The sequence below is a fragment of the Pseudomonas sp. On1 genome (assembly GCF_033783325.1).
The window spans coordinates 177,828-194,446 of sequence record NZ_JAWPOA010000001.1; the positions used below are offsets into that span (position 1 = coordinate 177,828).

Genomic DNA, 16,619 nt, shown 5'->3' on the forward strand with positions numbered 1-16,619 from the left:
TCAAAGCTCGAGGGCGCGGCGCGCATTCTGAAGGCTGCACCCCGTCTAGGTGGTTTCGTTGATCATCGTTAGATCTCTGTTCTGGTAGGTAGCTATGCCGCGGTTGTGTTGTCGAATTTGTACTGCCGGCCAGACTGTGCCGCCAGGTAGGAGGATCAGAAGCTCGCCAGTACGCTGCGAGCTCGAGGCTCATCAGCACCTGTGCGGCGCATGTAGGCATGCAGCGCGCGCTCATGGCCTTCCTCGGCAACCAGGCGTTTCGCCAGCCGCCGCGCGAGTGGCTCTGTCGCCGCGGTGCGCAGGTCAGCAAGCCAGGGGCGCAAGTCCCAGCTGGCAGCGTAACCAAAATGCGCATCGATCATGGTCAAGGCTGTCGCTTCGATTGCCTGGCAATCATCCGCTGCTAACGCTTGGCTTGCAGCCCGAACCCAGCCTTCCGGCAAGGCAGGTACTGTGGCGCGCTGGGTGTCGGCCGTCTTGAGGGCGACCGCCAGGGCCGCTTTGAGATTGAGGTTCGCATCCATGAGTTCAGTTTCCAAAATTGAGATCAGATGGCTTCTGCATCTGCCACGGCTTTACATTTTCGCGCGGCAGGTGCCAGGACCTTCTCGATGATGCGGCCAGAACCGTCCTGCCAGTCCCTGAAATTCAGGTCTGGGTCGAGACGAGCCAGGATCTTTGCCGCCGCGGCACAAGCCTTTACCACCTTGTCGTAGTCCGAGGCTTTTACACACTCCAGGTCTTCTTGTCCCGGCCGGAATACTTTCAGGCGCGCGGTACGCCGAGTGCTATTTTCTCCTTCACGCTCCGTGACTACACGGCAGCGCCGGGCAGCATCAGCGAGCGCCCGCTCAATGCTGTACCCGGTGGTACCTTCCTCCCAATCCTTGAATGCCAGGGTGGAATCGATTCTCTTAAACGCCGCGAGGGCATCTGCGCAGGCCTTTACGTTGAAGTCGAAATTGTCGGCGGGAACACAAACAATTTCTGCCGAGCCTGCGCACACCTCGATCCGGCGCGCTTTCTCTACCTTCCGAGCCATCAATCAATCCTCGGTGTCGGTCCATGTGGATGCCAGTTCATCGTTCTGGGCATCAAGTGCTTCTTCGTCAGCGTCGATTTCCGAAGGGTTGTCGTCCATCCGGTCAAGCGCCAAGTCATCATCGTCAATGGGCATTGAGGTCCTCCACGATTTACAGAGCCGACTGGGCATGCTTTAGGGCTTCGATTTCAACCAGCCGCTCGGCTTCCTGGTACTCATAGCCACTACTGGTATATTCCGCGCAGATACGGGCCAGATCTCGGAATTTACCGCTCTCAGGAAGGGAACCGCGCTGTCGCCAGTGCAGCACCTCGCCGGCAAGAGCTGCGAGATTGGTGTGCGCGATACCCTGTGCGCGCTTCTTCGATTCAGCCTTCAGGGCTGTCTGCAACTCGTCGACGATTGCCTGGTTGTCCAGCAAGGTGAATTGCCGGCCAACGTATGCCTTCACGATATCCTCGGAACTGGGCATCTGGCCCTTGTTGATATTCACGTTGCACCGGCCAGCAATATGGGCGGTACCGTTGAAGAACACGACCTTGGCGATCACGTCGTCGCCCTGGTAGTCCTCTGCCAAGGTTCCATAGGCGAATCGGTGGCCATCCAGGGGCGCCTTTACCGAATGGAAAATGCTGATGTGCATGCGTTGTCTCCGAATACTGGCTTGGGCAGGCCGGTTCTAGACCGGATCACTTTTGGCTGCGTGCCAGCAGGCGCATCATGACCGCCGGCACATTCGGCTTCTTGGCGACATGAGCCGGAGGTATGCTCATCGCACCTTCGCTGTTGCAGGGTTGCCGATTGTTGCGGCGTACCATCATGGCGGGGAGGGTCAGCCCTTGTTTTCCGGCGGCTGCGCCCACAACCAGCTGGCCTTCGTTGCTGGTGATCTGCAGGTCATTGCCTTTTTCGTCACGGACAATGATCGAGGCGCCCATCGACATCGCGGCCTCAAAGCGCATGGCACCATTGACCAGGTCGTAGCCGAGATTGGCCAGTTGCTCTACAGGGGAAGGCAGGGTGTTCATGGGGCTCTCCGAAGCGCGTTTTTGGTTGATGAAGCGATCTTTACAGCGTTGAGAGTGTGCCGCCACCCTTTACCCCGAGAAATATCGGGCCTGCCATGCAGCTGCTTATCGCCTTGAATGGCCTGCTCTCCAGAGCAGTGTTTAGACGTGGTCAGAACTCAGTCACCCGTTATATTGAGGTCGATCCCCGAATACGGTCAGGAATGGCAATGGTCAAGATTTTTGTGGACGCCCGGGAAGTCCCTTCACGTATTCCCGATGCCCTGCGCGAGATGGGCGCAGAGGTTGAAATCGTGAACCTGGAGGTTGGGGACTATGTCCTGAGCGCCGATCTAGTGCTGGAGCGGAAAACCGCAATCGACTTCTGCATGAGCGTTACCGATGGCAGATTCATCAACCAGTCCAGCAAGATGATGATGAACTTCAAGCGCCGAATCTGGCTGATTGAAGGCGACGTCTATTCCACCAGGGCCCAGATTCATCCTGATGCACTGGATGGTGCACTGAGTTACCTGGCAGTGGTGCTCCAACAGACGGTGCTCTGGTACAAGGCCCCCAGGCGTGCGGCCGGAATGATCTACCGGCTCGCCAAGCACGAGCAGGAAGGGCTCGACTATGTACCTGCCACTCGAAAGGGGAAGGTGCCCGCCGGCGTCGGCCAGTCTCTATTCACCCTGGAGGGTTTGAATGGCTGTGGCCCAGTTGCCGCGCGCAAACTCCTCGAGCACTTCCGTTCCGTACATGCGGTGATCAATGCCTCGGTGGAGCAGTTGTGTGCGGTGAAGGGGATAGGTCCGAAGAAGGCTCAGGCGATCTACGACGGGATTCACTTCCAAGTTTCGGAAGGCATGTCTGTTGAAGAGCAGCCCACTCTGTTTGCTGATCCGCCGGCATCAGATCCGTTGGTTTGAATCCTAAGTACGGTGAAAAAGCCCCTGCATAGCAGGGGCTTTTTGCTGGCGTAGGTCTTCCCAGTTGAGACCGTTGTCCTAGTCTTGCCCGTACTCGAAGTACACCGCATGGAAGGCGTGGTGAGAGGCAGCTTCTGCAGCAATACCAGCAGCGGTGAGAGCTGAAGCCAGGATCTGACTATCAGCCCTGTTGCCCACCTGGATCGACCAGCGACGCCCAGGCTCCTGGGGTTTGATCTGGACAACTTGGACACCCAGGAAGAAAGCGGCTTGCATCAGCGGGCCGGCCTGGCTGGCATCTAGGGGCGATGTGCGCAGTATCTCCGCTGCTTTCTGAACCTGCAGAGGCTGCACAACCCCGTCAAAGTCCACCGAGGTGTCGAGCGGCACATTGTAGTGCTCCAGAGGGACACAGCCTGCCCATGACGACTCAAATACGTCCGGAACCTCGGGACCAAACTGATTCCAAACGATGGCCAGGCAGTAACCGTGAATAGGGTCAGCGACGCGGAATGCTTGGGATTCACCTGCCGGTTGATTAACTACCCCGAGATCAGAGGGGGACTGCGGAGGTAACGATATTGACCAGAGCCCATCATCGTCGCAGTGAGTCGAAAGTCGGAGACGCAGTACCTCAGGCCAAATTGTGGCGATGTCAGTGAGGGGACTGAACTCCTGATCTCGATATCGAATCGTGCCTTCCCAATAGTCGAATGGTGCCCAGCTGCCAGAGGACTCATCGAAGCCGCCCATTGCCAGGGCCACGTACAGGTTGAGCAGATTGCCTTGAAGATCCAGCGTTTTCATGTGGTGAGTTCTATAGCAGAAGATGCTGCCATAGTCCTGGCTCAGAGGGAGTGCCACTATCCCTGTGCCTGATTTTTGGGTGGAAATTGAGGTCACTGAGCCTTAAGGCAGTTTCGCATGCGAAATTTGAAGGGGAGCATGGTTTCATAACGCAAAGGCCCCTCAATTTGGAGGGGCCTTTTACTAAGCGGTCGCCACGAATTACTGCTGGCGCTTTGACGTCGCTGCCTTCGCGCTATCGTAGCCGTCTACATAATCTTCGTACTGGGCACTGCCGATGCGCAGTTTGCGGAGTGCGCTCTGCTCAAGCGGAACCCCGCAGTGGTAGGCCTTGCGGCCTGCTTCGAAAGCGATCGACTTCTCCTGCTTGGCGGCCATAGGTCAGTCCTGAATTTCTACTTCGACATTGAACCCGGGCAGATCGGGTTGCGCGTCATCCAAGGCTGCCACTACGTGGTCATGAAACTGTTGCTCAGTCATGTCCATGTCAGCGAGTTCGTCGGCGGTGAGGGATACCTTCACGATCATTTTCTATTCCATCCAATGGTTGAGTTGATGGGGCTATCCTACCGGAGCTGTCGTGTGCCACCAGTAGCTGCCGGAATATGCCTAACTACGATCCCTGGTGGCATGGTCCACCAGAAACTCCAGCCATAGCCCGTCGTTGTTGTCGTCGAGAACAAGCGGGAAGTGCTCCGGGTTTTCCGCGTGGGACTTGCGGTATTCCGAGGCGAAGGACTCCAGGTCCTTCTTCATCTCTTCGATAAATTCGTCGAGGCTCTGTGCCATATATTGGGCCCTGATTGCATGAAATGAACTGTCGCCAGGATGGGGCTGGCTGTCGGGGGAGGATTGGAGAGCAGCCTGCTGACACCTGCCAGCGCTCTCTGCCGCCGCTGCGAGGGCGCATCTTGCGCTATCCCAGCCTCATCCCTGGGGCCGTGTCCGCGGACGGTGCTACTGGGTTCCGTTCAGGCCGCTCTCCAATCCTCCCTATTCCAACCATACCGGTTAGGGCGGGTGCCACAAGGGCATCAATGCAGAGGTAGATTCAACTGCCAGTTTGCATGTGCCTCTTCGAGGATCTGCGCTGCCTCTTCATCATCGGAATCGCAGCCTCGCCCAGCGCCGAGGCCCTCGGCGTTCATCTTCTTCAGAGCCTCCTCGCCGGCGTTACCCCCGCTCATTTCGTCGATGATCCGCCAGGGCTTAACTGCATCAGCATCCAAGTAGCGGTAGGGGTCGACCACCAGACCGCAGGAAAATGAGTTGTCAGCTTTCTGGATTAAAGCCCGGCAGTTACGATCATCACCAAGCGTCAGGCCGAGATCACATACCTGGGCGATGCAGCAAAGACCACAACCGTTGCACGGATCGCCCTCGGCTGGCTTGTCCAAAATTACTGCTTCAATCAACTGCCAGCGCAAGGCGTTTACCTCCAGAACTTCAGAATAAAGACCGACAGTACAGAGGCCATGCCAAAGATGCAGGAGGCAAACATCACCTTGTTGAGAGCTGACTGGATGGCTGGCTTCCTGTCGGCAGGCATCCCGTTGAGCTTGGCCCCACTAAGGAATAGGGCCGAGTAGAGTTTGTGCAGAAAATAGACAACGACCAGATTGAAAATTGCACCGAACATCATCTGGAGCTGGATTCGTTCTACCAATGCCGTATCTCCCTTTCTGAGGGCGAGGAGATAAAACTCTTCGAACAAGTTGGCGCAGATGTACATGCTGGCTGAGCCCAGCGCAGCAATAACGATGCCGGCAATGAAAAGCTCGAAGATTGGGTTTGAGAATATGCTGCGCATAATTCGTCTCTAATTATTTGAACTGACGTGGCAGCTTTCAGCAGCTGCCAAGCGCACGGGTCACCGATTTTACCTCATCAGTGGAAGCGCGGATGAACGTCTGTCCGTCGTGCTTCCAGACCTCACCGGTCTCCAGGTCCACGAAGGCCCATTTTCTCGGGCAAGTCGTATGGATGGAGACGTCGATCGGTGCGTCCAGGACAGGAACAACTTCGGAAGTTCGCAGTGCACGGGTTTGACCGCCAGGGCCGTCTACCACCAGTTCCCGTTTCGCAGACTTTCGGAAGTAATGCACCCACTGGGCACCGCCGTGCTTGCCCTGGCGCTTCTGACCATCGGCGTACTCCCATTCCACGTTGAACCCGGTACCGAGCGGTGGCGAAAGCTTCACGACACGGCGTGCGCCACCCGGGAATTCGAAGACGCGGCCAACCTGAATTAGAGTCAATCGGTACAGCCATGGATCTGCTCCTGAACAGCCTGGTTGAGGGGAGGGGTATTGGAGAGTGGCCGGCTTACGCTGGTTGTCGCACTCTCCGATACCCCCGAAGGGGTAGCGGGCCTGCGGCGGGGACCCGGCAGGCGCGGGCGATGGAACAGGTGAATCAGCTGGCGCTGGCCAGCAGCTCGTTGAGCTTGGCCATTTCCTTTTCGATCGACTTGCCGTTCTTCTTCCGCCAAGCGATCTTCATCTTGTAGAGGTCGATCAGACCGGCCTTGGTGCAGCGGTAGTAGTCCCCGGAGTCGTCTGAACCGCATTTTTCCAGATGTCCGGCGGCGAGTCGCTCCTCGACGATTCCGTCCAGGTCACTGAAGCACGCGGCTTCCTTAGGAGAGACATGCAGCGGCTTTTCTTGAGATGCGAGCCACAAGACCTTCTCGGCATTAAACAGCTTGGTCATGGATTCCTAACCTAGGGAGACTAAAAGGGCGGCCTATCGACCGTTTGCCTTGCTTTCCTTGCGCGGCTTGCAAACCATGCAGTAACCCTTCTGGGAGCCTTTCTGGAATACGTCTTTCCACTGGTTGCAGCCTTTGCAACGGAAATCATCGATCTTCATTCTGTGCCTCAAGGTTCTGGGTGTGTGGGGAAGCGCGCTGTTTCGCTGTCTTGCGCCGCGCCTAGCGATGGAGGTCAACGTGCTTTCCGAAACATCCGGGGTGAATCTCCTCTGCCCACGGCAGAGGAGGGCGTTACCGCTTCTCGACCAGTTCACCGCCTTCTGCGATTCGCCAGGTGTATCGCTGGCCGTGGTTCACATGGTCAGGCGGGCAGCTGTAGGTGACGCTGCCATTCTTATTCAGGCTGCGCGGCTTGGTCAGGCGCTCGCACAGAGGGCATTCCAGTGAGGGATAGTCCCGATGGGTTTCGGTGGTCATGACCGGCTCCTTACTCGGTACCGGCCAACCAGGCAGGTTCTTTGGCCTCGGCAAGCCATTGACGAAGCGTGCCGACAGCGACACCTGGCTTGTCTTCTTCCTGCCAGGGTTTATCGAGCAGATCGCCCACAACCTCGGTGCAACTGTCGACTTCATCAGGGTCAATCCCGGTCAGTTCGCAATGCAGTCGGAGGGCGTCTACCTCGTCGGCTGCGGCGTAGTAGTCATGCTCATCAACCTGGAAGCAACGAAGGTTGATGGCCTTCACGACCGGCTTCCCATCGATAGTCATCTGTTCCATATCGCTTCTCTCTCTCTGGTTGCTCCTTTATAGAGCGGTTCGTTATTCAGTTCCGGCGATGATCGCCTGTGCCCACGCAAGTGCTGCGTGGAATGAATAGCCTCGGATCGCCTCATCGGCGCACCCGTTAAAGCGCCAGCCAGTCACGTGGTGGAGTAAGGTCTTTGCTGCATCGCTCATGCACATGTCCTCTGTTTGGCGCGCGGTAATCAGCTTTCGCCCCGGAGAAGTCCGTCCTCGTCGTAATCCGATGCACCGTCACCACCATTAAACGATCCATCCAGGCGTGCCAGAATCAGTCCTGCGCGTCGGGCATCTGCCTCGGTACGAAGGTCACCCGTTCCTGAACCGCCGAAGATCTCCAACCCCAGGGCTGCAGCCTCGCGGGCATAACGGCTCAGACCGGCTGCGATTCTGCGGACTTCCTTCGGATCAAGCCCTGCAGCCTCGCATTCGCGCTCGTTGACATGCATGATTAGGCCAGGCGGGCTTTGAAGCCGAACATCGCAGTTGCGTCCTCGAAACAGTCATCCAGTTCCTGGTACGCCTTGTATTTGGCCTGGGCGTGGTTGGCAGCCCAAACTTGCATGGTTTGCCGTGCAGAATCCCACCAATTCCTCCCCCAGATCAGGACTTCAAACTGGCGGAGGGGGAGGTCACTCGTAACTTCCCCGTACACCATCTCGTCCGTGGGGTGGTAATTCCGAATCCGCTTCTTCGGGTCGCTATCCAAAACCACGCCGATGTAATGGCCGTGGTCCGCCATGATCGTGCCTGGTTCACCGTAAGCCGTAACGCGCCGGCCAACGCATGCTGGGACTTGGTAATGCTGGCGCACGTACTCGAATGCCATAGGGGCTCCATTACGCCCTGCAGGGCGAACTAATTTTCCGGGCTGCATGGGAGAGCGAGCTGGTACCGATTCAACTCTCTCTCCGATGCCCCCTGGCAGAGCCGTGACGAACTGCCAAGGGTATCGGGCCTGTTTTACCTGGCAAGCTCAGGCGGGGAAGCCGTTAGTCCAGGCACTTCAACTCATATCCGGCCGGGGTATGGGACAGCACCCACCGGCGTTCATCAATGTCCGTCAGGTTGGCATTCCCCCTGGTGCGTGCGAAATACAGCAAGTTCGACGGGGTTGGTTTGTGCTGGTCCGAATAGCAGGTCTGCTCGTCGATCCATGCCAGCACTTGGTACTCCGTCATGGCCGTGAGGGAGGCGGTTTCAGGGGCGTGATGCACTGTCGGGGTTCTCCTAGAGCGTTTGACTTCAGCCCATCTTCTATTTGATCAGTGCGTGCCAGAAGCCACCGGTAGGCCTTTGTCTAGTCAGCCAGGCTGTCGATCAAGGTTTCGATTTCGCTCTGGGCTTCTTCAAGACCTTCGCGTGTGGCCTCGCGAGTGCGGCTGGTATCGCCGTAGTAAGAGCGGATTGCCTCGAGCAGTTGAACAAGATCCATGGTGCTTCTCCTGATGGGCTGGACTGGACAATAACGCCCAGGATGAGGATTTGGAGGCCAGGGTTACGATTGCTGGAGACGAAGGAGCCGCTTCAACTCTTCAAAGTCGGCTAGGTCGGACATACCTTCATCGTCATGGGCAATGCGCTCCAGCAGATCCCGCGGAAGGACCACATGATTCGCAGGAAGGACGTAAAGCTCCTGCACCTCATAATCAGGCCATTCCTTTGGGTTGGCCTTGACCATGTCATGGTGCTCCTTGCTGCATGGTCCCCAGTGCTGGGGAGCGCTCAGGAAGAACGCACGATGACAAACCGGCTTCAGCTTCTCAGGCATGGCCGGACTCCGCGCCCTTCAGCACAGCGTTCAGCTCTGCAATGACCTCCGCAGGGGCCGGCACCGCTTCTTCGCTGAACATCCTGCAGTCGCCGAAGCATTGCCAGGCGATGACCTGTCCAAGTCGACGGAGAAGCTGTTCATTACCCGTCCGGGCCCGGCCGCGCTTCACCATGACGCTCTTGTGAGAACTTGTGCCATCGGCGGCCATGCCGGTGATGAAGTAGTGGTTCTTCCCACGGTTGTAGACGATTTCCTCGCGGCCGGTTCCCTCGTGAAGTACCAGTTGTGCTGGCGCTTCGATCTCGCTGTCACCGACCTTAAAGCGAAGCATGTCGCCTTGTTTGATCTGCCCGGGGCCAGTGAGGGCCATCCACTCCGGTGCCATCCCCAGCATGGCGCGGAGAGTTGCAACCTCTTTCTGTGCCCCAGCGAGCGCAATGGCGTTTGTCTGGGATTCGGCGGCTGCCTTGTCGAACTCTTCGACGTGGACGACCTCACCCATACCCTGGCCGGTCAGGAAGCCTTGTGGGTGCAGATTCCTGGCATCCACGCTGTAGCGATGCACCTTATTCATGCTGGTCTCCTTGTGCCTTGGGGCACTTACACGGACCGATTTCCGCGGACCAGGTGCCGGCGAAGCACGGTTCGACGGTGCAACCGTCGTACAGCCATTTGCCGAGCAGCCTGCCCGCATCCGCTCGCTCAGTGCGATTGATGTCCATCGCACCAACGGCAACGCCACACTGGCACGTCGCAACGAACCCAGTTGGACGGCGTTTCATGCCTCGTCCTCCTGGGCGACAACGCCATCACCAACCAGGTCGGAAGCGAGGAGGAACAGTACCGACTCGGCAATACCGGATTCACCCGTACGGGAGGCGGCATAGCCGGCACCGTTGTGCTGGTGCTGGACGGTGATGCGCTCACCGGTACGTTCGATCTTCCAGTTCGCGGGGATCACGCGGACTTGAGCCGCCAGGCTGGCCAGGGCAGTGTCCCGTTCAGCTTGGAACGAGTCGGCAAGGGCCTTGTTGGCGACCGCCAGACGGTCGAAGAGATCCACACGTGCTTGCAGACCAGCGACATCGCGCTTGTACTGGTCGGCAGTTACCAGCTCGACAACTACATCGTCTTCAGTGGTTACACGTTCGGCCTGGAGCCGCTCGACGACCCTGGAGTCAACCTGAATGTCGTTGTCGCCGTACTCCGAGCCGCTGATTCCTCCCAGCAGTAGAGAACCCACAACGTCAGGTTTGAGTTCCGGAATCAGCCAGGCCGGGCGTGTCATGTCTGCAGGTGGGATGGATTTGTCGAGCAGGACCTCCTGGGATTCCCCCCAGGTGTATTCGATAAAGCCATCGGCCGTCGTGTTGCACCCGATCATCCCGAAACTGACGATAGGATTCCGGGTGTGCCGGCTCAGCGGGATACCGGCAGTAATCAACTGCTGGCGCGTCGGTTCGTGGTAGTTGAGCAGGCTGCTGCAACCGGTGGGCTCGCTGTCGGGATGCTTCAGTCGGACAACGATCTTCTTCGGCCTGCCTTCTTTGGCGACGGACTCCAGTTCGCTCATTCGGGAGAGAATATCGTCGTGGGGTGCCAGGGGCTGTGCTTTGGAAAGTGCGCCGGCCAGCATGTGGATGCATTTCTCGTCATCCGCAATGAGTGCCATTTCTTCGAACAGCTTGCGTGCCAGCTCGATATCGCCAACAGGCACCGGGCTGGTATCTTCGTCCTCGTCCAGGCTCAGGTATTCCGCGTACTCCGCGGCATTGCATTTGGGGCACGGAATATCACCGCCGTTGAGCAGCGGCCCACCAGGCTCATCGCAGCTATCCTCGTCCCAGAGGTAGCCGTTCTGGCACTGGGCATCCAGGTACGGGGCTCCGAAATGTTTGCCTCGGTAGTCACACCCAAGCACAGGGGTAGGCGAGGCTTGTCCGGCTTCGACAGGGCGAGTGGCGTACTCCAACATTTTCCCGATGAGGTCAGCATCAAAGGTGCTGCTCTCGCGCAGATACTCAATGACGAAGGTTGGATCGAAGCGCGACCAATCAGAAGGGCGTTGATCCTGAACTGCCCCATGCACGCCAGCTTGCTCAACTGCCGTTTTGATCGAGGACAGGACGTGTGAGCCCACTACTTTTTTGATTGCGGCAAGCAGATAGGACCAAGCAAAACCACGATCTTCCGAAGGGCTGAGCCCCAAGGCGCGACCGACATCATCCCGGCACTGCTTGTCGAGCGCCAGCAACTGGTCGGAGTGGCCGAGCGGGAGGCTCTTCCCGATTGCGCGCAGTTTGTCGCGCAAGTCGTCCAACTTCTCCCACCATTTCTCGCCATAGTGGTGCCGCAGATTCGCGCCGCTGTCGTGCCCGGTAAAAACCTGGATGGCATCTGCAGCCTGTTTCACCAGCTCGATGGTTTTCGCAATCTTGGTCTCGTAGGTGTCCTCCTGACCACCTCCGGCCGGCACTCCTTCCTGGTGGTCGAGCAGCAGTATTGCCCCTTCCTCAGGGCATTCCTCGTGGTAGGCGTACAAGCCTGCCACAGGGAAGTCCTCGTTTTGCTCATGCAGCTCGATCACCAGCGTCTGCTCGAACTGCTCAGGAGTATTGTCCGGGGCCAGGAACTCGATGGCGCTCAGCAACTGATAGCCGTTCAGCACGAGGCTGGGCACATGTCGGGGTTGATCGTCAGCATCGAGATCGTCCTTGTGGTACGGCGCCATACCCTGGGTGGACAGCACCTGGGCGGGCTCATGGTCAACCAGGTAGATGGCGATGTCCTCTGGGAGTCTTTCGTGGCGCGCGTAAAGGCCAGACTCAGGACAGCGGATCTCCTGAGCTTCGGAGTGCAGTTCGATCACCAGTCGCTGGCACATCTGCTCAGGAGTGCGCTCCGGGGCCAGGAACTCCAGAGCATTTCGGATCTCATAGCCATTCATCGCAAGGCCCGGGGCTTGCGGGGTTACTTCGGCTTCGGTTCGGGCACCGGATTTCGACGGAGAAGGGATGAAAGACATGTTGACTCCACGAGATTGTGAATAAAGAGAAGCTGGCGCGCCTGTCACTGTGCAGAGAGCGAGGTGTCACCCGTGCCGGCGTTCGATTCGGAAGTGATCTTGAGGATCTTCTGCACGTCCTGATTGCGGCGGGAGAGGATCTTGGTGTTCATTTCGTGGGCGGTGTGGTTCTTGCCCTTGAACATCCACCCGCCAGAAGAAAAGAGGGACTGCTTTTCGTCGTACTTCCACCCCTTCAGGTAGGCGTGATAGGAGTCCAGAACCTTGGCGATCTTGTCTTGAGTGGTTCGTTTTCGGCTCAACTGTTAGTCCTCCTGCATCTGCTTGTCGACGACCAGCCCCACAGCCTCCTTGAGGCCCCGGGAATACCCCAGCCTTTCAGCGCGGCTTAGCTCGAGTTGATGTAAGCGATGCTGGCGCTCCATGCCGTCCGCAGTGTCCTTTAGGCCCCGGGAATAGCCCTGCTCTTCAGCCCGGCGAAGCTCGAGCTGATGTTGTGTTCGCTGGCGCGCCATCGCTCGGTGGATCTCTGCATCTTCGTCGTTGTAGCTGCGCATACGTGCTTCCATCGCTCGGTACTCCGCCACGTCGATAAGACAGGCCGGCGATTGCATCTCATGAGTGCCGAAGTGAAGGGCGGCAGCGGCCTCGTCGAGGAAGTGCTCGCCACAGTGGAAACAACGCCATCCTGCCGTTCGATCCGCGCGTAGCGCCTGCAGCTCCGCGCGCATGTTGTCGGTTTCGGCCTGCTCTTTTGTCAGGTGCTGGGACAAAATGCAGGCGAAATCAGCAGCCAGACGATCGCGGATGTATCGGGTGAAGTCGTAGCGTCCGAGTTTGGTCTGGAAGTAATCCACCAGGTAGCCGCGGCCGCCGGCCGATGTGCTCAGGTTGTGTTGGGTCTCACTCATGGGAGTTCTGCTCCGGTTGGGCCAGGCTGGCGAGCAGGGCGATGGATTTGTGAGCTGCCCCGCTTGGGTTGTACTTCGCGCAGTTGCTGGCCCTTGAGTCCTGCTTCCCATCCTCGTAGCCGGACACGTAGGTGTTCCAGAAGGCGGTGTAGGTGACCAAACCGACATGCCCTTCCACGTCGGTGGACGCAGGAATGGGCCGGGGCACCTTGGACAATGCGTTCCACAGTTGGACGAGGCCGGGCTCGGTGAAGGTCGATACCGAATGCTTGCAGGCCGGGCATGCCGCTTTCCAAAACGGCCCCAGGGAGTTGTGTTCCTGGGTTACGGCCGGAAGGCGTTGATCGCCGCAACGGCAGAGGTTGAAGGTGGGCGTAGCAGTAAGCGTCTTGATCTGCGAGAGCGCCCCCTCATACAACTCGGCGAGCTTCGCATGCGCCTCATTCATCCCAGCAATGGTGACCTTGTTACGCTGCAGCTCGGCTTGAGCCACAGCCAGGTCCTGCAAGGCGATGTCCAACTGGGCCTTCAGGGCATCCACACTCTGGTGGTACTGCTCAACAGCCATCAGCTGCTTGCACCGCCCTGAAAGGGGCGAGAAGGAAAGACCGGTGACGTCCTGCTTGTGGAAGTTGAGGTACGCGAGAACCTCCGGCTGCTGGGGGAGGGTCGCCGGTATGGTGCTTTCCGTTTCGTTACTCATCGCTTGCAGTTCCTGAAGAGGTGGAGGAATGGGATTTCACGGAAGCAATCATCGGCGGCCTCGCGGTGTGCCAGAACCAGCTCCCTGCTCAGGATGGCTGGGCTTTCGCCTGTGAAAGCGTGGCAAGCAATGCCGTAAGTTCTTCGCTTGAGCGTTCAAGCCGAGTCATATCTTTGGGCGTGATGTCCGACCGGCAAGATATCCAGTTGATGATCTCCAGCGCTCGCTGAATTGGACCGTCATCGACTGACTCCAACCTAGGTCTTTGGGACTGATCCGCTGGCGCGCCGTCGATGTGCTCTCGGCTCGCGACCGAAGGTGAGGCCTGAACTTCGTCTTGCGCTTGGCGACAGACTTCTGGCTCTTGATCAACCGAATCGAGGACCTCGGTCAACTTCATTACCAGGCCTAGATGCAGTGCTTTGAAGCGGCGGGCATCCCACCCTCCCTGTTCTTCCCCTTTCCAGTACCAAAGGTAGGAATGGAGCCAGTCAGTCCAGCTTGCGCAGCCGGCGTGCACCTTCGGAGCCGAGTTGACCAGCGCCAGCATCTGTTCCAAGTCACGAAGGATTGTCAGGATATCCTTCAGTTGTACATTGCTTGACTGTGGGTGGTGGAGCTTGAGGACGATAACCGCTGCGGCCAGGGAATGACGGGCAACGTTGGTCCAGAAGTCGTGCTTGCTGATCGGGAGTGGCGCAATCCCCGCCAACATGTCCACCTTAACCTCGCCTTGGCCGGCGTAACGAACGGAGAGTCCTTGCATGTTGAAGTTCAAGAAAAGCACACCGCCGGGGTCATCCAGTGATTCAAGTTCCATTTGGCGTAGGGCTGACTTTGGAACCTGTGGCGAAGTAACGGACTCCTGCAGATCTAGAGACGAAATCTTGGTCACGTTGAATTGGGAATCTGGCGTACTGAGCGCCTGAAGCGCGATGCTGTATACCGTTGCCTCTGCGACGCCCAGCGATGCGACCGGCCCGGTGAACTCGGCACACAGCTTGGCCAATTCTCGGATACGGCCATCGGTGGGGAGGAGTGAGGTTTCTTTCCAGGACAGCAACTCAGCTGCACACTCCTGCAGGTGGAGCCGGGCGAAGGCATTGGCTCGGTCCCGGGCCAAAGTCAGGGTATTGCTCATGTCTCGTTCCTCTGTGCCTGATTTACTTGAACTTGATCTTGCCGGAGCCGGCGACACGGTGATCGCGCTGGGCAGGGTTGCCGTACACCACGATGTCGCCGGAACCCGCCACCCGAGCGCGAGCGGACTGACTGGCATAGGCGCTGATGTCACCCGATCCGGCAATGCTCAAGTCCACCAATGCCGCAGTAAGCTGACGGGCGTCGACGTCGCCGGAGCCTGCAACCTCGACTTCAAGGCTTCGTACCGTGCCTTGCACAGTCACATCGCCCGAGCCCTGGATACTCGCCTCGAATGCATCCTGCTGCAGACCATTGAGAGTGATGTCTCCGCTACCGTTTACCTGAACACGAGGAGCGATCGGGAGACTGATGGCAACCAAAACCCGGCCGGTACCAATCGGGGCACCTTTGATGTTGTTGGAGCCCACCGGGCCGTTGAACTGCATTTGCACGCCGTTGATCACAATGTTTCCGTTGCCGGAAATGTTGATGCTCCCACCTCCTGAGATGATCACGTTGCCCTCCTGCTCGATGACCAGCTTGTCACCAGACAGGGTGGTATGAACGCGATCCACGGCTTCTTTCGTTTCCCCAGCCACTACCAGGCGCGGGGTTTGATCTCGAAAGAACACGACATCAACTGCGCCATTGATGATGAGTTTCTTCACCTGGTGGATGGGGCGGGATTCTTTGATGAAGCTCGCGGGCCGGCTCCATTTAGAGTCTTCAGGGAAGAAGTCGTTAAGGGAGCTGGTCATGTCTAGGCCCTTCTCGGTTTCGCTCTGCGCGATGGCGGTATTTGGTGTGGGAGATGATCGGTTGGGTTGGGGTGTGCCACTACCCCAGCAGAAGCTGATCACTCCTGCCACAGTCGCCAGGATCAAGAACACGGCGAGGTGTTTTCGGTGTCGTCTGTGCAAGGTTTTTCTCCAGAGAATGTCCCTGGATTGTCCCGCGACCAAGATATGGCTACCAACGAAAGCGACCGCCTGAAATTCGCTTGGTGAGTGTTTTGAGGGGGAGCGAGTGTCCTAATCCTCTCGCTCGGAATGCTCGTTCACCGGTGGGTTAGGAGGTGAGATTTAACCCAACCCCTTCGATTCAATGAAAACGATCACAGACTCAATCGTCGGTTCGGACAGCATGTGATACGCCACAAAGTGGAAGCTGCTGTCTTCGCTATCAAGCATGGAGAGTTCATCTTGGTTGAATGACCAGCGCTGACCAGCGTGATCAAACTCTGTGTACATCTCAGGGGAGGGATCGACTGTCACAGGGACGAATACAGGCTCTGCGATCCATTTGCGCGTCTGGCGGAAATCCTCATCCATCCAGCCCCCAATGCAGGTATTGAACGCGCTGCTGTCGAAGTCGTAAGACTCAGCCTCGTCAATGGTGCTATTCCGGTGCACCGCCAAGCCGATCAGCTCCCCGCCGGCGCAGAGGTAGGCGTACTGGGAATCGCCGATTTGCAGTGCCATGCCGGATTTCCCCGTCAGTAGGCGGCGGTACACATCGAGGCAGCCCTGGAAGGTGTATACCTCAACCCGAAGCTGGCAGTAGAGGTCGATTTTCTGGTCATGGGTCAGGCCGAGATCACCAGAATCGTACTGTTCCCACCAGGTCATGAACGCCGCTGCGTCGTGAAACTCGTGGATTGACCGGCTCGCGTTGTCGAGGCAGCTCAGAACTTCGGTTTTGGCTTCGTCCATGATCATTGGATTGAGGCTCATGATGGGGCTCCATGGCGTGTTAGCGAT

General features: G+C 58.0%; 30 protein-coding genes. 1 reads left to right on the forward strand and 29 read right to left on the reverse strand.

Features of this window, described 5'->3' with window-relative positions:
• Positions 1-155: 155 nt before the first annotated feature.
• From R5C80_RS01110 to R5C80_RS01130, 5 genes are read right to left on the reverse strand one after another with little or no spacing between them, the layout of a single operon-like run.
• Positions 156-524: a hypothetical protein gene (locus tag R5C80_RS01110; RefSeq protein ID WP_319049736.1), complete on the reverse strand. Its 369-nt coding sequence runs from the start codon at positions 522-524 to the stop codon at positions 156-158.
• A gap of 23 nt (positions 525-547) precedes the next feature.
• On the reverse strand, positions 548-1,042 hold the full coding sequence (locus tag R5C80_RS01115) for a hypothetical protein (RefSeq protein ID WP_319049737.1): 495 nt from the start codon (positions 1,040-1,042) through the stop codon (positions 548-550).
• 3 nt (positions 1,043-1,045) lie between these two features.
• Positions 1,046-1,177: a hypothetical protein gene (locus R5C80_RS01120; protein WP_319049738.1), complete on the reverse strand. Its 132-nt coding sequence runs from the start codon at positions 1,175-1,177 to the stop codon at positions 1,046-1,048.
• Between the two features lie 16 nt (positions 1,178-1,193).
• Positions 1,194-1,685, reverse strand: coding sequence for a hypothetical protein (locus R5C80_RS01125; protein WP_319049739.1), 492 nt, complete (start codon positions 1,683-1,685; stop codon positions 1,194-1,196).
• 46 nt (positions 1,686-1,731) lie between these two features.
• Positions 1,732-2,070 carry a hypothetical protein gene (locus R5C80_RS01130; protein WP_319049740.1) on the reverse strand — a complete coding sequence of 113 codons (339 nt, stop codon included), beginning with the start codon at positions 2,068-2,070 and terminating at the stop codon, positions 1,732-1,734.
• Positions 2,071-2,165: 95 nt separating this feature from the next.
• Between R5C80_RS01130 and R5C80_RS01135 the strand changes: the two genes are divergently transcribed.
• Positions 2,166-2,981, forward strand: a complete 816-nt coding sequence (locus R5C80_RS01135) for an ERCC4 domain-containing protein (protein ID WP_319049741.1) — start codon at positions 2,166-2,168, stop codon at positions 2,979-2,981.
• 78 nt (positions 2,982-3,059) lie between these two features.
• Here the strand turns inward: R5C80_RS01135 and R5C80_RS01140 are convergent, their stop codons facing one another.
• The 24 genes from R5C80_RS01140 to R5C80_RS01255 all read right to left on the reverse strand — a co-directional run bounded on the left by R5C80_RS01140 (position 3,060) and on the right by R5C80_RS01255 (position 16,592).
• Positions 3,060-3,788 (reverse strand): hypothetical protein, encoded by a 729-nt coding sequence (locus tag R5C80_RS01140; protein WP_319049742.1) that lies wholly within the window; start codon positions 3,786-3,788, stop codon positions 3,060-3,062.
• Positions 3,789-3,989: 201 nt separating this feature from the next.
• The gene (locus R5C80_RS01145; RefSeq protein ID WP_319049477.1) at positions 3,990-4,166 is read right to left on the reverse strand and encodes a hypothetical protein; all 177 of its coding nucleotides are present in this window, start codon (positions 4,164-4,166) and stop codon (positions 3,990-3,992) included.
• Positions 4,167-4,169: 3 nt separating this feature from the next.
• A complete protein-coding gene (locus R5C80_RS01150) occupies positions 4,170-4,316 on the reverse strand; it encodes a hypothetical protein (RefSeq protein ID WP_010792826.1) in 147 nt (48 codons plus the stop codon).
• An 81-nt stretch (positions 4,317-4,397) separates the two neighbouring features.
• Entirely contained in the window at positions 4,398-4,577 is a 180-nt protein-coding gene (locus R5C80_RS01155; protein WP_019484784.1) for a hypothetical protein, read from the reverse strand.
• Between the two features lie 245 nt (positions 4,578-4,822).
• Positions 4,823-5,203 (reverse strand): hypothetical protein, encoded by a 381-nt coding sequence (locus tag R5C80_RS01160; protein ID WP_319049478.1) that lies wholly within the window; start codon positions 5,201-5,203, stop codon positions 4,823-4,825.
• A gap of 17 nt (positions 5,204-5,220) precedes the next feature.
• Positions 5,221-5,598: a hypothetical protein gene (locus R5C80_RS01165; RefSeq protein WP_319049479.1), complete on the reverse strand. Its 378-nt coding sequence runs from the start codon at positions 5,596-5,598 to the stop codon at positions 5,221-5,223.
• Between the two features lie 37 nt (positions 5,599-5,635).
• The gene (locus tag R5C80_RS01170) at positions 5,636-6,046 is read right to left on the reverse strand and encodes a hypothetical protein (protein ID WP_319049480.1); all 411 of its coding nucleotides are present in this window, start codon (positions 6,044-6,046) and stop codon (positions 5,636-5,638) included.
• A 157-nt stretch (positions 6,047-6,203) separates the two neighbouring features.
• Positions 6,204-6,500, reverse strand: coding sequence for a hypothetical protein (locus R5C80_RS01175; protein WP_319049481.1), 297 nt, complete (start codon positions 6,498-6,500; stop codon positions 6,204-6,206).
• A gap of 292 nt (positions 6,501-6,792) precedes the next feature.
• On the reverse strand, positions 6,793-6,978 hold the full coding sequence (locus tag R5C80_RS01180) for a hypothetical protein (protein ID WP_282853734.1): 186 nt from the start codon (positions 6,976-6,978) through the stop codon (positions 6,793-6,795).
• Positions 6,979-6,988: 10 nt separating this feature from the next.
• The gene (locus tag R5C80_RS01185) at positions 6,989-7,279 is read right to left on the reverse strand and encodes a hypothetical protein (RefSeq protein ID WP_282853735.1); all 291 of its coding nucleotides are present in this window, start codon (positions 7,277-7,279) and stop codon (positions 6,989-6,991) included.
• A 42-nt stretch (positions 7,280-7,321) separates the two neighbouring features.
• Positions 7,322-7,459 (reverse strand): hypothetical protein, encoded by a 138-nt coding sequence (locus R5C80_RS01190; protein ID WP_319049482.1) that lies wholly within the window; start codon positions 7,457-7,459, stop codon positions 7,322-7,324.
• A gap of 29 nt (positions 7,460-7,488) precedes the next feature.
• The gene (locus R5C80_RS01195; RefSeq protein ID WP_319049483.1) at positions 7,489-7,752 is read right to left on the reverse strand and encodes a hypothetical protein; all 264 of its coding nucleotides are present in this window, start codon (positions 7,750-7,752) and stop codon (positions 7,489-7,491) included.
• A gap of 2 nt (positions 7,753-7,754) precedes the next feature.
• The gene (locus tag R5C80_RS01200; RefSeq protein WP_010794365.1) at positions 7,755-8,132 is read right to left on the reverse strand and encodes a hypothetical protein; all 378 of its coding nucleotides are present in this window, start codon (positions 8,130-8,132) and stop codon (positions 7,755-7,757) included.
• Between the two features lie 163 nt (positions 8,133-8,295).
• Positions 8,296-8,484, reverse strand: coding sequence for a hypothetical protein (locus R5C80_RS01205; RefSeq protein ID WP_319049484.1), 189 nt, complete (start codon positions 8,482-8,484; stop codon positions 8,296-8,298).
• Positions 8,485-8,603: 119 nt separating this feature from the next.
• Positions 8,604-8,738, reverse strand: coding sequence for a hypothetical protein (locus R5C80_RS01210; RefSeq protein ID WP_319049485.1), 135 nt, complete (start codon positions 8,736-8,738; stop codon positions 8,604-8,606).
• Between the two features lie 63 nt (positions 8,739-8,801).
• Complete coding sequence (locus R5C80_RS01215; protein WP_319049486.1) at positions 8,802-9,074, reverse strand: hypothetical protein; 273 nt, start codon at positions 9,072-9,074, stop codon at positions 8,802-8,804.
• Positions 9,067-9,651, reverse strand: coding sequence for a hypothetical protein (locus tag R5C80_RS01220; RefSeq protein ID WP_319049487.1), 585 nt, complete (start codon positions 9,649-9,651; stop codon positions 9,067-9,069). The genes R5C80_RS01215 and R5C80_RS01220 overlap by 8 nt, the downstream gene beginning before the upstream one ends.
• 204 nt (positions 9,652-9,855) lie before the next feature.
• Positions 9,856-12,102 (reverse strand): hypothetical protein, encoded by a 2,247-nt coding sequence (locus tag R5C80_RS01225; RefSeq protein WP_319049488.1) that lies wholly within the window; start codon positions 12,100-12,102, stop codon positions 9,856-9,858.
• Between the two features lie 44 nt (positions 12,103-12,146).
• Positions 12,147-12,404: a hypothetical protein gene (locus R5C80_RS01230; RefSeq protein ID WP_282853738.1), complete on the reverse strand. Its 258-nt coding sequence runs from the start codon at positions 12,402-12,404 to the stop codon at positions 12,147-12,149.
• Positions 12,405-12,407: 3 nt separating this feature from the next.
• The gene (locus R5C80_RS01235) at positions 12,408-13,013 is read right to left on the reverse strand and encodes a hypothetical protein (protein ID WP_209418861.1); all 606 of its coding nucleotides are present in this window, start codon (positions 13,011-13,013) and stop codon (positions 12,408-12,410) included.
• Complete coding sequence (locus tag R5C80_RS01240; RefSeq protein WP_319049489.1) at positions 13,006-13,716, reverse strand: hypothetical protein; 711 nt, start codon at positions 13,714-13,716, stop codon at positions 13,006-13,008. The genes R5C80_RS01235 and R5C80_RS01240 overlap by 8 nt, the downstream gene beginning before the upstream one ends.
• Positions 13,717-13,804: 88 nt before the next feature.
• On the reverse strand, positions 13,805-14,857 hold the full coding sequence (locus R5C80_RS01245) for a hypothetical protein (RefSeq protein WP_209418857.1): 1,053 nt from the start codon (positions 14,855-14,857) through the stop codon (positions 13,805-13,807).
• 22 nt (positions 14,858-14,879) lie between these two features.
• The gene (locus R5C80_RS01250) at positions 14,880-15,617 is read right to left on the reverse strand and encodes a head GIN domain-containing protein (RefSeq protein WP_282853740.1); all 738 of its coding nucleotides are present in this window, start codon (positions 15,615-15,617) and stop codon (positions 14,880-14,882) included.
• 324 nt (positions 15,618-15,941) lie between these two features.
• Positions 15,942-16,592 carry a hypothetical protein gene (locus R5C80_RS01255; protein WP_319049490.1) on the reverse strand — a complete coding sequence of 217 codons (651 nt, stop codon included), beginning with the start codon at positions 16,590-16,592 and terminating at the stop codon, positions 15,942-15,944.
• Positions 16,593-16,619 lie beyond the last annotated feature (27 nt).

What these genes read in the sequence shown, in the direction of transcription:
- R5C80_RS01110 (WP_319049736.1), bottom strand. Translation starts at nt 524, where the DNA reads ATGGATGCGAACCTCAATCTCAAAGCGGCCCTGGCGGTCGCCCTCAAG.
- R5C80_RS01115 (WP_319049737.1), bottom strand. Translation starts at nt 1,042, where the DNA reads ATGGCTCGGAAGGTAGAGAAAGCGCGCCGGATCGAGGTGTGCGCAGGC.
- R5C80_RS01120 (WP_319049738.1), bottom strand. Translation starts at nt 1,177, where the DNA reads ATGCCCATTGACGATGATGACTTGGCGCTTGACCGGATGGACGACAAC.
- R5C80_RS01125 (WP_319049739.1), bottom strand. Translation starts at nt 1,685, where the DNA reads ATGCACATCAGCATTTTCCATTCGGTAAAGGCGCCCCTGGATGGCCAC.
- R5C80_RS01130 (WP_319049740.1), bottom strand. Translation starts at nt 2,070, where the DNA reads ATGAACACCCTGCCTTCCCCTGTAGAGCAACTGGCCAATCTCGGCTAC.
- R5C80_RS01135 (WP_319049741.1), top strand. Translation starts at nt 2,166, where the DNA reads ATGCAGCTGCTTATCGCCTTGAATGGCCTGCTCTCCAGAGCAGTGTTT.
- R5C80_RS01140 (WP_319049742.1), bottom strand. Translation starts at nt 3,788, where the DNA reads ATGAAAACGCTGGATCTTCAAGGCAATCTGCTCAACCTGTACGTGGCC.
- R5C80_RS01145 (WP_319049477.1), bottom strand. Translation starts at nt 4,166, where the DNA reads ATGGCCGCCAAGCAGGAGAAGTCGATCGCTTTCGAAGCAGGCCGCAAG.
- R5C80_RS01150 (WP_010792826.1), bottom strand. Translation starts at nt 4,316, where the DNA reads ATGATCGTGAAGGTATCCCTCACCGCCGACGAACTCGCTGACATGGAC.
- R5C80_RS01155 (WP_019484784.1), bottom strand. Translation starts at nt 4,577, where the DNA reads ATGGCACAGAGCCTCGACGAATTTATCGAAGAGATGAAGAAGGACCTG.
- R5C80_RS01165 (WP_319049479.1), bottom strand. Translation starts at nt 5,598, where the DNA reads ATGCGCAGCATATTCTCAAACCCAATCTTCGAGCTTTTCATTGCCGGC.
- R5C80_RS01175 (WP_319049481.1), bottom strand. Translation starts at nt 6,500, where the DNA reads ATGACCAAGCTGTTTAATGCCGAGAAGGTCTTGTGGCTCGCATCTCAA.
- R5C80_RS01180 (WP_282853734.1), bottom strand. Translation starts at nt 6,978, where the DNA reads ATGACCACCGAAACCCATCGGGACTATCCCTCACTGGAATGCCCTCTG.
- R5C80_RS01185 (WP_282853735.1), bottom strand. Translation starts at nt 7,279, where the DNA reads ATGGAACAGATGACTATCGATGGGAAGCCGGTCGTGAAGGCCATCAAC.
- R5C80_RS01190 (WP_319049482.1), bottom strand. Translation starts at nt 7,459, where the DNA reads ATGAGCGATGCAGCAAAGACCTTACTCCACCACGTGACTGGCTGGCGC.
- R5C80_RS01195 (WP_319049483.1), bottom strand. Translation starts at nt 7,752, where the DNA reads ATGCATGTCAACGAGCGCGAATGCGAGGCTGCAGGGCTTGATCCGAAG.
- R5C80_RS01200 (WP_010794365.1), bottom strand. Translation starts at nt 8,132, where the DNA reads ATGGCATTCGAGTACGTGCGCCAGCATTACCAAGTCCCAGCATGCGTT.
- R5C80_RS01205 (WP_319049484.1), bottom strand. Translation starts at nt 8,484, where the DNA reads ATGACGGAGTACCAAGTGCTGGCATGGATCGACGAGCAGACCTGCTAT.
- R5C80_RS01210 (WP_319049485.1), bottom strand. Translation starts at nt 8,738, where the DNA reads ATGGATCTTGTTCAACTGCTCGAGGCAATCCGCTCTTACTACGGCGAT.
- R5C80_RS01215 (WP_319049486.1), bottom strand. Translation starts at nt 9,074, where the DNA reads ATGCCTGAGAAGCTGAAGCCGGTTTGTCATCGTGCGTTCTTCCTGAGC.
- R5C80_RS01220 (WP_319049487.1), bottom strand. Translation starts at nt 9,651, where the DNA reads ATGAATAAGGTGCATCGCTACAGCGTGGATGCCAGGAATCTGCACCCA.
- R5C80_RS01225 (WP_319049488.1), bottom strand. Translation starts at nt 12,102, where the DNA reads ATGTCTTTCATCCCTTCTCCGTCGAAATCCGGTGCCCGAACCGAAGCC.
- R5C80_RS01235 (WP_209418861.1), bottom strand. Translation starts at nt 13,013, where the DNA reads ATGAGTGAGACCCAACACAACCTGAGCACATCGGCCGGCGGCCGCGGC.
- R5C80_RS01240 (WP_319049489.1), bottom strand. Translation starts at nt 13,716, where the DNA reads ATGAGTAACGAAACGGAAAGCACCATACCGGCGACCCTCCCCCAGCAG.
- R5C80_RS01245 (WP_209418857.1), bottom strand. Translation starts at nt 14,857, where the DNA reads ATGAGCAATACCCTGACTTTGGCCCGGGACCGAGCCAATGCCTTCGCC.
- R5C80_RS01250 (WP_282853740.1), bottom strand. Translation starts at nt 15,617, where the DNA reads ATGACCAGCTCCCTTAACGACTTCTTCCCTGAAGACTCTAAATGGAGC.
- R5C80_RS01255 (WP_319049490.1), bottom strand. Translation starts at nt 16,592, where the DNA reads ATGAGCCTCAATCCAATGATCATGGACGAAGCCAAAACCGAAGTTCTG.